This is a genomic window from Vibrio sp. YT-15, assembly GCF_033337445.1.
In the GTDB taxonomy this organism is placed as follows: Bacteria; Pseudomonadota; Gammaproteobacteria; order Enterobacterales; family Vibrionaceae; genus Vibrio; species Vibrio alginolyticus.
Map to the genome: position 1 here is coordinate 133026 of NZ_JAWOQR010000004.1, position 13699 is coordinate 146724.

Here is a 13699-nt window from a genome sequence, read left to right on the forward strand (position 1 = left end):
AGTAGTTTCTTGTCAATTAGAGTAGGATATCTACGACGTCATAAATCTAGGAGGTATTATGAAAATCATCATCTTACATGGTCTTTATATGCATGGGCTGGTCATGCAGCCTCTTAGCCAAAAGCTGAGAAAACTCGGATACGAAACGCAAGTACTCAGCTATAACACTGTTGCTATCGATGAGTCTTCACTGTTTGATTCTATTGATCATTCGCTTAATCCACTGACCACAAACGTGCTCGTGGGACACAGCTTGGGAGGCTTGATGATTAAGCGCTATCTCGCCAACAGAAAACCGAGCACTAACTTAATCTCTCATGTTGTCGCTATCGGTTCGCCTCTTAAAGGCGCGTCCATAGTAGGTCGGATTCAAGATCTCGGATTGGGTGCAATTTTAGGCAATTCGCCACACCACGGATTAAACAAACATGATGACGCTTGGGATTTCCCTCAAAAACTCGGCAGTATCGCAGGAACGATGCCGATTGGCGCTCGCCCATTGTTGATCCGTAATGACAACACCATGTCGGACGGTACCGTTACCGTAGAAGAGACAAGACTGGACGGTATGCAAGATCATATCGAAGTGAAGCAAACGCATACGAGCCTGATTTACAACACCTTCGTGCCGCAGCAAATTGATTACTTTATTCGCACAGATTATTTCCGTCGATAGCACACTTTTCCATCATACAGATGGAATCGACTTTCCAAGCTATTCAGTTCGCAGTACTATCCTAGCTCCACTTCTTCACAACTTGGATGAAGTGGTACATTTTTAATTGTTCTCAGGGCGGGGCGAAATTCCCCACCGGCGGTATACTTTTTCAAGTGAGCCCGCGAGCGCTCGATTCGTCGAGGTCAGCAGATCTGGTGAGATGCCAGAGCCGACGGTTATAGTCCGGATGAAAGAGAATAAGAATACACCAGCATAGCGAGTCAGATCGTTAAGAATGCTGGTGCACTTCTTTTTGATCGTATTTTACGGCGATCTCTCATACCGCCCTGATTCTGGTGAAATTTAGGAGTTAACCATGAATCAGTCATCACTACTTGCCGAATTCGGCGACCCAATTACTCGCGTTGAAAACGCACTTATCGCTTTAAAAGAAGGCCGTGGCGTACTGCTTCTTGATGATGAAGATCGCGAAAACGAAGGCGATATCATTTATTCAGTCGAGCACCTCACTAACGAGCAAATGGCATTGATGATCCGCGAATGTAGCGGCATCGTTTGTTTGTGCTTAACAGATGCTCAAGCAGACAAACTGGAACTGCCTCCAATGGTGGTAAACAACAACAGCGCAAACCAAACCGCATTTACGGTTTCTATTGAAGCGAAAGTTGGTGTAACAACGGGTGTTTCAGCAGCAGACCGCGTAACGACCATTAAAACGGCGGCAAACCCGCACGCAAAACCGGAAGATCTTGCTCGCCCGGGTCACGTATTCCCTCTGCGCGCACGTCCAGGTGGTGTAATGACTCGCCGTGGTCACACAGAAGGTACGATTGATCTGATGCAAATGGCAGGGCTTCAACCCGCTGGCGTACTGTGTGAAGTGACCAATCCAGATGGCACGATGGCAAAGGCACCGGAGATCGTAGCATTCGGTCGCCTGCACAACATGCCGGTACTGACGATTGAAGACATGGTAATGTACCTGAACCAGTTCGAGTTGAAACTGGCATAGTCAGATCTCAGCTCTTGAAAAAGCCGCGCATTTGTGCGGCTTTTTTGATCGATCCTCTTTGCACTTAAGTAGTTATACTTATTGAAAACAAGGGGAACAACACCATGAAAGGATTACTGAACTTCGCCGCTCTCGTTAGCTTTCTCTCCATGAATTCGCTTGCTCTTGCATCTGAGTGCCCTGATATTCTTCAAGGTAAGCAAAGGTTGTTAAACTCAACGGAAGAAGTCGATCTATGCGAAAGCTTTAAGGGAAAGACACTACTAATCGTCAATACAGCAAGCCAGTGCGGCTTCACTCCTCAGTTTGAACAGTTAGAAACCCTCTATCAAACTTACAAAGACCAAAACTTCACCGTTATCGGTTTCCCGAGCAATGACTTTCGACAAGATAGAGGAAGCGAAACAAACACAGCGAAAGTCTGTTATCTCGATTACGGGGTAACCTTTCCAATGATGGCTCGCTCTTCAGTATTAGGTGTAGATGCGAACCCAGTCTTCAACCAGATTACTAACCAAGCAGGCATAAAACCAAAATGGAACTTCTACAAGTTTCTAATTAGCTCTGAAGGTAAAGTTATTGCTACTTTTCCAAGCTCCACATCACCGACAAGTACTACGCTTACCAATATGATAGAGCAACAATTATAAGGTGACGACCATGACAACACGCTCAACCATGCTACAACTCGGTTACTTAGGCCTGGTTCCATTTGTGTTTAGTTTAGGGCTGATTTTCACTGACATCTCACTCTTCAATTTAAGTGGTCAGCAATTTTTCATCGCATATAGCGCCGTTATATTAAGTTTTTTATCCGGCATCCTTTGGGGTAATGGCATTGAGCATTACTACCATCGCCTTAGCCGAAATGTATTAATTCTCAGCAACCTTTTTGTCTTACTGGCTTGGGGCGCATTACTGCAGGGCCACAAACATTACGCAGTCGCAACCCTACTCTTAGCAATTGGGTATCTTGCTGTTTGGTATGCAGAAAAGCTCGTGAGGAAAGTCGAACAAGACGCCGAGCCCAAGGGATATCAAGGAATGAGGAGCAAACTGACCTTCGGCGTAATCGTAATGCACGGATTGGCTTTAGTTTCATAACCTGGTCTGTCCAGTACTAAGATCACAAAAAAACGTCTTTTTATAAAACAATGTTCATTTCGTGAATGCACACATATTTTGAACACTGTTTTGTTTCATTTATGAATCAATCCACATATAAGTAATTCAAAGCATTCACAAAGGATATGAATATGTTTTTTCGCAAACTTTTGTTTAGCACTGCGATGATCAATGCAACGACAGGTTGCGTGTCTTACCAGGCACAACAAGCCGCCGCTCAAACAGTAAATAATACAGGTGCTGTGCTTACCAATGTGATTAAAACTACGATTGCTCAGCCATGTAATGTTGCAATCACTGCTGCTAGCTTGTTTTATCCGCATGCCATATTTATGACTAGTGTTCCGACTCAAGCATGTACAAGCGTTCTTAGATAATACGAGTGTGATAAGCATAAAAAATGGCGACTCTACCGTCGCCATTTTTAAGCATCAATGCTATTTACAGTTACAGCGTCAATAAGTAATTAACTAATTGATTGTACTCGTCGTAAGTACGAATTTCGTTGGCCAAAACAATGTATTTATTGTTCACAACCACACCCGGAACCCCTCTTAACGTGCTGGCAGAGAATTGCTTATCAAAACCTTTCTGCATTGAGTTTACGGCGAAACTGTTGTAAGCCGCATCAAACTTCTTACCTTCTACGCCATTATCAACGAAGAGTTGTTTCAGCTCAGCTTCGTCTTTTGGCGCTTGTCGCTTTTGATGAATTTGGGCAAACATGGCAGGAATCATTGTATCTTCAACCCCGAGCGACACCATCGTCGCGTAGGACTTGGCCATCGGAATCGCCATATCTCCGCCCATGAACCCCACATGTACCTTTTCAAACTTTGCCTCTTTTGGCAGAGCAGGTTTTAAACGCTCAATAAGCGACTCAAACTTGTAGCAATGTGGGCAATAAAAAGAAAAGAATTCCGTCACAACAGGTTTCGATGCTTTCTTAACATCCAGAACTTTGTAGTGCTTCCCTTCTTCAAATTGCGCTGCATGAGCGGTAAAAGTCAGTAAAAGTGCACTACATAAGGCAAGTAGTTTTTTCATTGTTTATTTCCTTGTGGCATTCAAATGCCAAATCATTTCATTTGGTAAAAAGGGGGGAAACCCCAAGTAATTTGAGATGAGGAATTAAACAATCGGAGGACGATAAAGCTTGGTGATCACTGTCACTACTTTTTCGACTAGAGGCCTATCAATCAAGGCAAGGCTATAAGGAAGAAGCAGTAAGTCGTTTTGAGATAAGTTGGCGGGAATTTTGACCATGCAGGAAGAGCTACAACTCGTGTGAGATTGTTGTGCCTTATTGATGGCTGACTCATCGTGATGTGATTCTACGCAGTCGTCATTGACGCCAAGTTGTTTGTGCAGAGCAGCCTGTTGAACAATAAGATCGCGTACTTCAATTGTTTTCATCGGAGCGGAAGCCTGCGCCACAGGAGCGACACTACTCAAAAGCATAGCAACTAAGCAAACTATCGCAGTCAACAATGTACGGTTAAACTTCAACATAGCTACATCAAGGAAAATGGTGATTTAAGATAATACATGATAACGGTTTGACTTCAAGATACGGACTCTCGGCTCGCTAACAAACTCTGTTCTTTGACCATTTTAGGCTAGTGAATTTTCTCTCTAACGATCCCTCAGTACACGAAACCAGCACAACGAACTATTCACCGTTCGGATACTCCCCTCATCAGATACCAGCAACAATTCGATAAAACTTGAAATCATTATGAAACACGAGTAATAGTTAGAACGGTTTTTGTACGAACAAGGAAAGATCAATGCTTAAAAAGAGATTCTTTAAGACAAAAGATGAAGTCGAAGTCACGTTCGAGCTAGATAAAGATCAGTGGGACTCTGTCCAAATTGCTGGAGACTTCAACAACTGGCAGCCAGAACCGATGAAATTAGTGAAGAAAAGTCGTCAGTTTAAATTTAAAACCCGCTTACCTAAAGCGCAGAATGTTCAGTTCCGTTACTTGCTCGATGACGCGAAGTGGGAAAATGACCCACAAGCTGATGCTTACGTTCCAAATGCATTTGGCAGCGACAACAGCGTCGTATGTACCACCGAATAAGCGGTAATTTCGCTTTAAGATTCCATACCTAGGCGCAAACGTTGCGCCTTTTTACATCTCTCGAAATGTGATTGGTGATTAGATTTAAATCATTAATTGGCAATTTTATCCAATTAACTCATCCGATAACCTTATTCTGAGAAAGCTTTATTTGAAATAATTCGTAAATTTGTTTAAGTTCCATTGATATTAAATATTGTATACATCACTTAAATGAACGCACAACAAATCAAACCATCTCTAATCATTGTGGAAGACGATCCCAAATTACAAACTATGTTGGGTGAGTATTTTGTTGAACAAGGTTTTCAGGTCAAATGTATCGACAATGGGACGGACGCACCCAATGCGATTATTGACACACAACCAGACGTGGTGCTGTTAGATTTGATGCTACCCGGGCAAGATGGTCTGAGTGTATGTCGTCAAATCCGAGAATGCTACAAAGGCAAAGTGTTGATGCTAACAGCAAGTGATGATGACTTCGATCATGTCGCCGCATTAGAAATAGGCGCAGATGACTTTGTTACTAAACCCATCAAACCTCGCGTATTGCTAGCTCGTATTCGCATGCTGTTAAGAAGAAAAGAGGCGGCGCCTACCGAGTCCGAAAACGGCCTACAAATTGGTGTTCTGTGTTTAAACCGATTACGTAAATCGTGCGTAATGAACCAAGAAGAAATTGCGCTGACAGACGGCGAGTTCGATTTGTTGTGGGTTCTTGCAACGCATGCTGAAAAAACACTATCACGCGAGTGGCTGACCAAAACACTGCGTGGTATTGAATACGATGGAACAGACCGCACCATTGATAATCGCATAGTGACACTGAGAAAGAAGCTAGGCGATGCTTCTTGCTCACCACAAAAAATCATTACCGTTCGCGGCAAAGGCTACCTATTTATGCCTGATGCATGGAATGAATAATGAGACGGATTTATCTGGAAAGCTTTGTTGGCCTTATCATTCTGTTTATGGCTAGCTTGTGGGGATACGAGTTCTTAGTTTATGAGATCAACACAGATTATGACTACCTGTTACAAGAGCATGAGGGTCAAGCTTTTCACGATCTGATCTACCCTATCTATAAAGAACACGGATTAGAATATACTCAACAACAGTTGGAACAATTTGCCACATCAAGCCATCGTTTGTTGGTGCCTCATACGCTTGAAGAGCTTCCAACAGACATCAAAAAGGCGTTTGAAAGTGATACCTCCGTTAACGTCGCTTACGATGAAGAAAGGGATATCTGGTTCCGCCTAGATGCGAGCACGCCTATCTTTAAAATGAGCGATAATCCGAATAGTCCTGTGGTTAAAGCAGCCAACTTTGATGACAATATCGTTTGGTTGTTCTTTTTAGCTGGATTTGCTCTGTATTGCATATTGTTGATCTGGTTCTTAAGCCGTCGGATTCGAGAGCTAGAGAGAGTGACCGTTGAGTTTGCCTCAGGTAACTTCAAGGCTCGAGCTAGTACCTCAAGCGCTAAGTCTGTTGGGACGTTAAACAAAAGCTTTAACACGATGGCCGATAAAGTATCTCGCTTGATCACTAGCAATAAAATGCTAACTAACGCCGTTGCACATGAATTGCGTACCCCAATCTTCCGCTTACAATGGCAAGCAGATTTGTTATCGGATTCAACCTTAACTGAACAACAGAAAAAGTATGTTTACAGTATCGTCGAAGACATTGACGAGATGGAAGAAATGGTTGAAGAATTGCTTTACTACGCAAAGATGGAGCGTCCTGACACAGCATTACAAACTCAAGAAGAAGTCGTCCTATTCAACTTAGTCAAAGAATTACGACAGAGATGGCAAAAAGAGACTACGCTCGGTATTTCGCTTCAAGAAGTAAACTCAGAAAACGTTCTCGCGTTTGCTGACCCAAAATTGTTAAAGCGAGCCTTAGATAACTTGCTGCGCAATGCAATGCGGTACGCGGATAAGCAGATTTTAGTAGAGATAAAACACGATCAGCACCGCTGCTTCATCAATGTTCATGATGATGGCATAGGTATTGAAGAAAAGCATTGGCCTCATCTATTCGAACCATTTTACAGCGCGGATGAATCTCGCAACAAAAAGACGAGCGGGTTTGGGCTCGGTTTGGCGATTGTCAGACAGATAATGGAGCTTCAACGTGGAGAAGTTTCGATTTGCCATAGCCCACTTGGAGGAGCTTGCTTCACACTTAGCCTCAAAAAAATCAGACAGTTAACTTAACCTTCCTACCCCATTTACAGAAGACGACACTTCAATACACTCAAGCGACAGAGCCCAACAATAAAACAGTGTACATTTAATCCATAAGATTCACACACTAAATGGATAGTACTCATGTATAAATCTTTTATCCTGATTATGGCGCTTACTTCTACGCTTACAGCTTGCGCCTACAACCAAAAACCTGTCGTCGACATGACCAATGTCGACCCTAGTACATATGAACAAGACTTTCTTTACTGCCAAGGCTATGCAGAAAATGTCGACAAATCAGAGGCAGCGAAATCTGAAGCCACTAATGGGGCGGTTACAGGCGCATTGATCGGCGCAGCTGCTGGTGCGCTAGAAGACGGATTAGGTGGAGCGGCTGTCGGTGCTGCTGCCGGCGGAGCTGTAGGAGCTGGAGCTGGTGCTTTGAGTGGAACAAATGATTCAACCAAAACCCAATCTCTCGTATTGCGTAAATGTCTCCAGAACAAAGGCTATACCGTCTACGATCTTGATTAAATAAGCACTTTTCTTAAATTATCGCGCGATGGATTCTATTCACAAATGTTTCACGCTGTAACGATTAATCTCGTTACCTCTCTGGGATATGTGTTCCATCCCAATGCTTAAATAGTAAGGTCATATTTTGAAGCCAGGTAAAACAGGTATACGCCGTGTCATGGATGCGACCGGCTATTCATTTCAAGGATTGAAAGCCGCATGGACACACGAAGCCGCTTTTAGACAAGAATTGATTCTCGCCTTGGTGCTTTCCGTCTGTGCTTTTTTCCTTCCTGTCACCACATATGAAAGAGTGCTGATGATCAGTAGCCTGTTCTTGGTATTGATCGTCGAACTCATTAATTCCGCCGTAGAAGCGGTTGTCGACCGTGTTAGCGATGACTGGCACGAGCTCAGTGGTAGAGCCAAAGATATTGGCTCAGCAGCAGTATTTGTTGCGTTAACTCTTGCCCTTTTTATTTGGGCTTCGTTCTTGCTCTAATTTTTATTCAAGACACTCATTATGAAGACACATGATTTACAACAGAGAGGTATCTCTTACGTTACCTTTACTTTCCTGTTGGCGCTGTATTTCGCTCTCGTCGTAAATATCCCTATTTGTAAAGAACTGATCGGCATCTTTACACACTTAGATAATGTCAAGATTGGATTCATTATCACAATACCAATTTTCTTTCTTGCCGCGCTCAATTTCCTTTTTAATTTATTTAGTTGGCCTTGGATCGGCAAGCCGTTCTTTATAATTTTAATCATTGTTTCAAGTATGGTGAGCTACGCAAGCTATAACTATGGCACACTTTTCGATTCTGGAATGATTGCCAATATTGTTGAAACCGATTCGAGCGAGGCGAGTTCTTACCTGAGTGCTCACTCTGTAATTTGGACGCTGATTATGGGAGTTATCCCAGCGATAATTGTCTTTAAGGTCAAGCTGCAATCTCAACGCCACCAATTACTGTACTTCTCTGTTACCAAATTAGTATCGATGCTGTCGTCGCTAGCTGTCATCGCCGTCATTGCCAGCGTGTACTATCAAGACTACGCATCTGTAGGGCGCAACAATAGCCACCTGAAAAAAATCATCATACCCACCCAGTTCGTTTATAGCGCGACCGGGTATGTGAAGGAAAAATATTTCACCACGCCAGAGCCATATCGAGAAATCGGCACAGATGCAAAGCAGTCAAATAGCGCCGTACAGCAAGCACAGAGCAAACCAACACTACTGGTTTTTGTCGTAGGAGAAACCGCTCGAACTCAGAACTACCAACTCAATGGCTATACACGAGAGACAAACCCTTATACTAGTAAACTGGATGTTATCTCATTTCAAGACGTCGCGTCTTGTGGCACCGCGACTGCTGTATCTGTGCCTTGTATGTTTTCACAGCTCACGCGAAACGAGTTTGAACGCGCCAAAGCGGATAACCAGGACAATGCTCTCGATATAATGCAGCGCGCCGGGGTTGACCTCATTTGGAAAGAAAATGACGGTGGGGATAAAGAAGTAGCCCACAAGATCAAGAAAATTGAAGTGGATCGAAAGCAAGTAAGCCCTATGTGTAATGGCCAAACTTGTTACGACATGGCGCTATTAGATCATTTTGATCAGGAAGTCGCGGATATGCACGGTAACCGAGTGGTCGCCATGCACCTTATAGGAAGCCACGGTCCGACCTACTTCCAGCGTTATCCTAGAGACAAAGCGTTTTTCAAACCAGACTGCCCACGTGCAGATATAGAAAACTGTAGCGTCGAACAAATCGTGAATACGTACGACAATACGATACGCTACACTGATCTTGTGTTGGCAGAAACCATCAACAAACTCAAAGCATTAGAGTCTGAGTATAATACCGCGCTAATTTACATATCGGATCACGGTGAGTCACTAGGCGAAAACGGATTGTTCTTACATGGTATGCCTTATGGCCTTGCACCAGATTTCCAAAAACGCGTTCCTTTGATTATGTGGCTGTCTTCGGGCTTTAAACAAGCGAAGCAGATCAATACCGACTGTTTATATAAACAAGCACAGAATGCAGGCCAATACTCACATGATAACGTGTTCCACTCTTTATTAGGCATTATGGATGTACAAACTCAAGCCTACGATAGCAAGTTAGATATATTCAAAGCCTGCCGAGCCGTTTCCTAAATCATTCAATAAAGCCTGGCTCAAAGTGTGAATCAGGCTTTTTCTAACAAGGTATTTAAACTCATCGCCGCGCCAAGCGTTATACTGACAGTCCGCGATCCATACATCGAGATAAGGACTAGGATGAAAATTGGTATTATTGGTCTAGGGGATATCGCTCAGAAAGCATACCTTCCTGTTATCACTCAGCTTCCAAATATCGAACTTGTATTTTGTACCCGCAACCCAAACACACTTGAGAGCCTGGCTAAGCAGTATCGAATCTCAGAGATCTGCCAAGACTACCAGCGACTTCTGCACTTTGGCGTCGATGCCGTCATGATTCATGCGGCAACAAGCGTACACCCTCAAATAGCGGCATTTTTTCTGCAGCATGGAATTCCAACCTTTGTCGACAAACCATTAGCGAATAGTACTGATGACGTGGAAAAGCTGTACGACATTGCCGAAAAAGAGAGACAGCCACTCTATGTGGGCTTTAACCGTCGTCACATTCCACTTTACAACCAACATATGCCACAAGTACAGCAAGGCAACATATCTGACTTAAAGTCGCTACGCTGGGAAAAGAACCGTCACCAACTACCGGGGGATGTTCGTACCTTTATATTTGATGATTTTATTCACCCATTAGACAGCGTTAACGTCACAGCCAAAGCCGATCTAAAAGATGCTTATGTAACTCATCAACTTGAAGGTGGTCAGTTGGCGCGTTTAGATATTCAGTGGCAACATGGAGATACTTTGCTCCACGCCTCGATGAATCGCCACTTCGGTATCACTACAGAGCGCGTTCAAGCTTGTTATGCAAACAAGGCAGTTGAGTTCGACTCCTTCGTTGAAGGCAAACTATGGCAAGCTAACCAAGAGCAAAAAATCAATTTGAAAGACTGGACGCCAATGCTGACGAGTAAAGGTTTCCATTCGATGTTGCTCGATTGGTTTGGCGTCGTTGAGTCTGGAAATATTGCTGATGAAGTAGTAACACGCAACATTGCCAGCCATCGATTGGCAGAGCAAATTTGTCAATATCTCGAGAAAGTTGTCTCTAGATAATGCGATTCTTGGCTATATGCTTGATTGAGTATTACGCTCTATACTAAAAAGACTTGCCTTAAGGAAGGCATTCATTCTCTGTTAAGACTACTGCGATTATTCTATCAATCAGGTGAATGAGGGCACGGAAGCACACATCGACAAAACAGACGGTTTAGATTTGTTTTACGGTACTCTCAGGTATCTGAATCATCACATTCAAGAATAAAGGAAATAGAATGAGAACACTTGGTAACATCATTTGGTTTGTATTTGGTGGCGTATTTATGGGGTTGCTATGGTGGTTTTTTGGTATTTTGGCCTTTATTAGCATCATCGGAATACCTTGGGGGCGTGCGTGTATCGTTATGGGTAATTTTTCCTTTTTCCCATTCGGTAAAGAGGCCATCTCACGCGATGAATTGACCAATGAAATGGACATTGGCACGAGTCCGCTCGGCGTTATTGGTAACGTCCTTTGGTTTGTGTTTGCAGGCCTTTGGTTAGCTATCGGTCACGTACTTTCTGCAGCAGCATGCTTTGTCACCATAATCGGCATTCCGTTTGCGCTCCAACACCTCAAACTAGCGGTTATTTCACTCGCACCAATTGGTAAAACGGTTGTATCGTCTGAAGAAGCTGCAATGGCTCGATATAACATCAATCGTTAGCGATCGGCTAATGCACTTTCTATCCTCTGGGCAGTCATGCTCAGAGGGTAACGCCCGTCAAAAGTAAGCCTATAATCGCTATCGCATATTCAATAATGGCTGATTGTATATTCATACCGTCACCTTTACGTTGAAGTTTATCCTAGCTCAGCACTGCTTTACTTTTATAATTAATCAATACACCCAAGTGAGTTCAAGATGCTAGACTCATAGCGTCGTCACTGATTCAAACTCCAAGAACGACGTAACGAAAAAGCGAGCTATCCTATGCTCGAAATATGGGTTCTTTCCCCCTCGAAGTAGAGTTCAACAACAAAAAAGACGAACTATAAGCATAGCCAAAATTAATGCTTTTCGACCTAAAATATCTCACATCAATCAAAGAAAGCTTCTAAGATTTTCTCTTTTTGAGTAAATATAGAGAGTTACAGTAGCGAAATTCTTCTCGGTAAAACTCCCCACTCAATCTCATGATCAGTTTTTTTAAAAAACAACAAAAATTCGTTGTTATCTAGAGTAATTATTTTATTTGTCGCAGAGTAATTCCATCAATATCATTTGCGACATCGGAGTGCTAGAGCATTGAACTTTTTAGCATTTATCACAGGTATAGAACGTAAAAAACCTTTTATTACTTATTTTTCTTTTTACATATGTTCTAACTCAACGTCTATTCAGACAGGAATATACCGTGGATAAATATCAAGCAGCTTATGCTAAGCGTCTAGAGAAACTAAATGGGGATCCATCTCCTAAAACGATAGCCCGCCTTTCGGCTTGGGATGCGTTTTTTAACAAGGAGTACGAGCTCCAAGACTTGGAATACCAGCTATCGGACGCTGCGCACCAGCACTATGAACAGTCGCATGCGAAGAGCGACATTAGCTTCAAAGAATTCAAACGAGCGTTCTATAATGAATCCATCAAAATTTACAATTTAACTGATGGCGCTTCTATCCAGAAAGTATTCCCCCCATTACTTTTGCTTACAACGCTCTGGATAGTGTTTGTATGCCTATTTAACAAGTGATCATCAAACTATTCCAACAACGATCAGTATGGGACTACAGGTATGGCTCTATGTAAGGGGGCTAGTCGGCTCGGCTCTCCTTCACTAAATTAGCGACTCAATTACCCGCAATTCCATAGGCTAAAAGTGACAAGGGCATCCATTGATGCCCTTTTTATTCAAAGGAACGCAACCTAGACCTTTGGCCCACTTGGGTATAAAACCATTATGCGTTAAGCTGCACGCTATTATCCGATTGATAAAGAGTGGAGCGAAGTGATGGAAAAAGTAGGCTCTCGAGCATTGATTGTCGAAGGTGGAGCCATGCGAGGCGTATTTTCATGCGGCATACTCGATCATTTTCTTGCTAGCGAGTTCTCTCCATTTGATAGCTTTTGGGGAGTGTCTGCGGGTGCTAGCAACTTGGCTGCCTACTTAGCTAAAATGCCCGGACGTAACTTAAAAATCTACCTCGATTACAGCTTAAGAAAAGAATTTATCTCTCCATCTCAACTTCTACGTGGTGGTGATATGATGAACTTAGACTGGATGTGGAATGTCACCCTCGAAGAACTTGGCATCGATAAATCTGCGCTCAAAGCTGATTCACGACCTTTCTTTTTAGGCGTGACGCGTCAAGACAATGGGCAAGCGGAGTACCACCTTCCTGATGTCGACGACTTGGCAGAAACAATGAAAGCCAGCAGCGCACTGCCTGTACTTTACCGAAATGGCGTATCACTGAACGGAATTCAATACGTTGATGGTGGCGTCTCAGACGCACTTCCTGTTGCAGAAGCAATAAAGCGAGGAGCCAAAAAGATTATGGTTTTACGCAGTCAGCCCGCAAGCTATCAAAAGCCAAGAGGAAGATTCAGCGCCCTAACTAAGAGGATGTTGAAAGAAACGCCCGGATTAATTGAACCGATGTTGACACGTGAAGTTCGCTACAATCAGACCTTAGCGCTGATCAACAACCCTCCACCTGGTATCGAAATCATTCAAGTGTGTCCTCCTGAAACATTCAAGTTGAAACGGCTGAGTCGATCGCCAGCACCACTGCGTCATGCTTATGAGTTAGGAATTGAAGCAGGAAAGGAAGCCATCATACGATGGAGTCAGAAGTAGAAAAAAGCCACGTGGATTAAACGTGGCTAACGCAAATTCGATGGCAGTGGATTA

At 43.3% G+C, this 13699-nt stretch carries 17 protein-coding genes and 1 riboswitch; of the genes, 15 read left to right on the forward strand and 2 right to left on the reverse strand.

What is annotated here, in order from left to right:
- Window positions 1-58 precede the first annotated feature (58 nt).
- The 5 genes from R7D93_RS09705 to R7D93_RS09725 all read left to right on the forward strand — a co-directional run bounded on the left by R7D93_RS09705 (window position 59) and on the right by R7D93_RS09725 (window position 3193).
- Window positions 59-676 carry a triacylglycerol lipase gene (locus tag R7D93_RS09705; protein WP_225496432.1) on the forward strand — a complete coding sequence of 206 codons (618 nt, stop codon included), beginning with the start codon at window positions 59-61 and terminating at the stop codon, window positions 674-676.
- Between the two features lie 104 nt (window positions 677-780).
- Window positions 781-921, forward strand: a riboswitch (FMN riboswitch).
- 113 nt (window positions 922-1034) lie between these two features.
- Complete coding sequence (gene ribB, locus R7D93_RS09710; RefSeq protein ID WP_005373655.1) at window positions 1035-1691, forward strand: 3,4-dihydroxy-2-butanone-4-phosphate synthase; 657 nt, start codon at window positions 1035-1037, stop codon at window positions 1689-1691.
- 104 nt (window positions 1692-1795) lie between these two features.
- The gene (locus R7D93_RS09715; protein WP_005373657.1) at window positions 1796-2341 is read left to right on the forward strand and encodes a glutathione peroxidase; all 546 of its coding nucleotides are present in this window, start codon (window positions 1796-1798) and stop codon (window positions 2339-2341) included.
- 10 nt (window positions 2342-2351) lie between these two features.
- Entirely contained in the window at window positions 2352-2795 is a 444-nt protein-coding gene (locus R7D93_RS09720; protein ID WP_017819861.1) for a DUF3429 domain-containing protein, read from the forward strand.
- Between the two features lie 152 nt (window positions 2796-2947).
- Window positions 2948-3193 carry a hypothetical protein gene (locus tag R7D93_RS09725; RefSeq protein WP_005373664.1) on the forward strand — a complete coding sequence of 82 codons (246 nt, stop codon included), beginning with the start codon at window positions 2948-2950 and terminating at the stop codon, window positions 3191-3193.
- Window positions 3194-3263: 70 nt separating this feature from the next.
- Here the strand turns inward: R7D93_RS09725 and R7D93_RS09730 are convergent, their stop codons facing one another.
- Both R7D93_RS09730 and R7D93_RS09735 read right to left on the reverse strand, forming a co-directional pair.
- Entirely contained in the window at window positions 3264-3863 is a 600-nt protein-coding gene (locus tag R7D93_RS09730; protein WP_005373667.1) for a thiol:disulfide interchange protein DsbA/DsbL, read from the reverse strand.
- A gap of 84 nt (window positions 3864-3947) precedes the next feature.
- Window positions 3948-4328, reverse strand: a complete 381-nt coding sequence (locus R7D93_RS09735; RefSeq protein WP_005373669.1) for a hypothetical protein — start codon at window positions 4326-4328, stop codon at window positions 3948-3950.
- 278 nt (window positions 4329-4606) lie between these two features.
- On the opposite strand from R7D93_RS09735, the gene R7D93_RS09740 reads away from it, so the two are divergent.
- From R7D93_RS09740 to R7D93_RS09785, 10 genes are all read left to right on the forward strand, one after another.
- Window positions 4607-4903 carry an isoamylase early set domain-containing protein gene (locus R7D93_RS09740; RefSeq protein WP_005373671.1) on the forward strand — a complete coding sequence of 99 codons (297 nt, stop codon included), beginning with the start codon at window positions 4607-4609 and terminating at the stop codon, window positions 4901-4903.
- A gap of 213 nt (window positions 4904-5116) precedes the next feature.
- Entirely contained in the window at window positions 5117-5830 is a 714-nt protein-coding gene (locus tag R7D93_RS09745) for a response regulator (protein ID WP_005373673.1), read from the forward strand.
- Window positions 5830-7134, forward strand: coding sequence for an ATP-binding protein (locus R7D93_RS09750; RefSeq protein WP_225496433.1), 1305 nt, complete (start codon window positions 5830-5832; stop codon window positions 7132-7134). Before R7D93_RS09745 ends, R7D93_RS09750 begins: the two co-directional genes overlap by 1 nt.
- Window positions 7135-7248: 114 nt before the next feature.
- On the forward strand, window positions 7249-7641 hold the full coding sequence (locus R7D93_RS09755) for a glycine zipper family protein (protein ID WP_005373677.1): 393 nt from the start codon (window positions 7249-7251) through the stop codon (window positions 7639-7641).
- Window positions 7642-7768: 127 nt separating this feature from the next.
- The gene (locus tag R7D93_RS09760; protein WP_017635149.1) at window positions 7769-8125 is read left to right on the forward strand and encodes a diacylglycerol kinase; all 357 of its coding nucleotides are present in this window, start codon (window positions 7769-7771) and stop codon (window positions 8123-8125) included.
- A 21-nt stretch (window positions 8126-8146) separates the two neighbouring features.
- Entirely contained in the window at window positions 8147-9802 is a 1656-nt protein-coding gene (locus R7D93_RS09765; protein WP_213876898.1) for a phosphoethanolamine transferase, read from the forward strand.
- Between the two features lie 123 nt (window positions 9803-9925).
- Window positions 9926-10858 (forward strand): Gfo/Idh/MocA family protein, encoded by a 933-nt coding sequence (locus R7D93_RS09770; protein ID WP_213876897.1) that lies wholly within the window; start codon window positions 9926-9928, stop codon window positions 10856-10858.
- A gap of 218 nt (window positions 10859-11076) precedes the next feature.
- Window positions 11077-11508: a YccF domain-containing protein gene (locus tag R7D93_RS09775; protein ID WP_005373685.1), complete on the forward strand. Its 432-nt coding sequence runs from the start codon at window positions 11077-11079 to the stop codon at window positions 11506-11508.
- Between the two features lie 691 nt (window positions 11509-12199).
- On the forward strand, window positions 12200-12538 hold the full coding sequence (locus R7D93_RS09780) for a hypothetical protein (RefSeq protein WP_213876896.1): 339 nt from the start codon (window positions 12200-12202) through the stop codon (window positions 12536-12538).
- A 258-nt stretch (window positions 12539-12796) separates the two neighbouring features.
- Complete coding sequence (locus R7D93_RS09785) at window positions 12797-13645, forward strand: patatin family protein (protein ID WP_054577745.1); 849 nt, start codon at window positions 12797-12799, stop codon at window positions 13643-13645.
- Window positions 13646-13699 lie beyond the last annotated feature (54 nt).

What these genes read in the sequence shown, in the direction of transcription:
- R7D93_RS09715 (WP_005373657.1), top strand. Translation starts at nt 1,796, where the DNA reads ATGAAAGGATTACTGAACTTCGCCGCTCTCGTTAGCTTTCTCTCCATG.
- ribB (WP_005373655.1), top strand. Translation starts at nt 1,035, where the DNA reads ATGAATCAGTCATCACTACTTGCCGAATTCGGCGACCCAATTACTCGC.
- R7D93_RS09725 (WP_005373664.1), top strand. Translation starts at nt 2,948, where the DNA reads ATGTTTTTTCGCAAACTTTTGTTTAGCACTGCGATGATCAATGCAACG.
- R7D93_RS09785 (WP_054577745.1), top strand. Translation starts at nt 12,797, where the DNA reads ATGGAAAAAGTAGGCTCTCGAGCATTGATTGTCGAAGGTGGAGCCATG.
- R7D93_RS09770 (WP_213876897.1), top strand. Translation starts at nt 9,926, where the DNA reads ATGAAAATTGGTATTATTGGTCTAGGGGATATCGCTCAGAAAGCATAC.
- R7D93_RS09750 (WP_225496433.1), top strand. Translation starts at nt 5,830, where the DNA reads ATGAGACGGATTTATCTGGAAAGCTTTGTTGGCCTTATCATTCTGTTT.
- R7D93_RS09740 (WP_005373671.1), top strand. Translation starts at nt 4,607, where the DNA reads ATGCTTAAAAAGAGATTCTTTAAGACAAAAGATGAAGTCGAAGTCACG.
- R7D93_RS09765 (WP_213876898.1), top strand. Translation starts at nt 8,147, where the DNA reads ATGAAGACACATGATTTACAACAGAGAGGTATCTCTTACGTTACCTTT.
- R7D93_RS09775 (WP_005373685.1), top strand. Translation starts at nt 11,077, where the DNA reads ATGAGAACACTTGGTAACATCATTTGGTTTGTATTTGGTGGCGTATTT.
- R7D93_RS09745 (WP_005373673.1), top strand. Translation starts at nt 5,117, where the DNA reads ATGAACGCACAACAAATCAAACCATCTCTAATCATTGTGGAAGACGAT.
- R7D93_RS09735 (WP_005373669.1), bottom strand. Translation starts at nt 4,328, where the DNA reads ATGTTGAAGTTTAACCGTACATTGTTGACTGCGATAGTTTGCTTAGTT.
- R7D93_RS09705 (WP_225496432.1), top strand. Translation starts at nt 59, where the DNA reads ATGAAAATCATCATCTTACATGGTCTTTATATGCATGGGCTGGTCATG.
- R7D93_RS09755 (WP_005373677.1), top strand. Translation starts at nt 7,249, where the DNA reads ATGTATAAATCTTTTATCCTGATTATGGCGCTTACTTCTACGCTTACA.
- R7D93_RS09720 (WP_017819861.1), top strand. Translation starts at nt 2,352, where the DNA reads ATGACAACACGCTCAACCATGCTACAACTCGGTTACTTAGGCCTGGTT.
- R7D93_RS09730 (WP_005373667.1), bottom strand. Translation starts at nt 3,863, where the DNA reads ATGAAAAAACTACTTGCCTTATGTAGTGCACTTTTACTGACTTTTACC.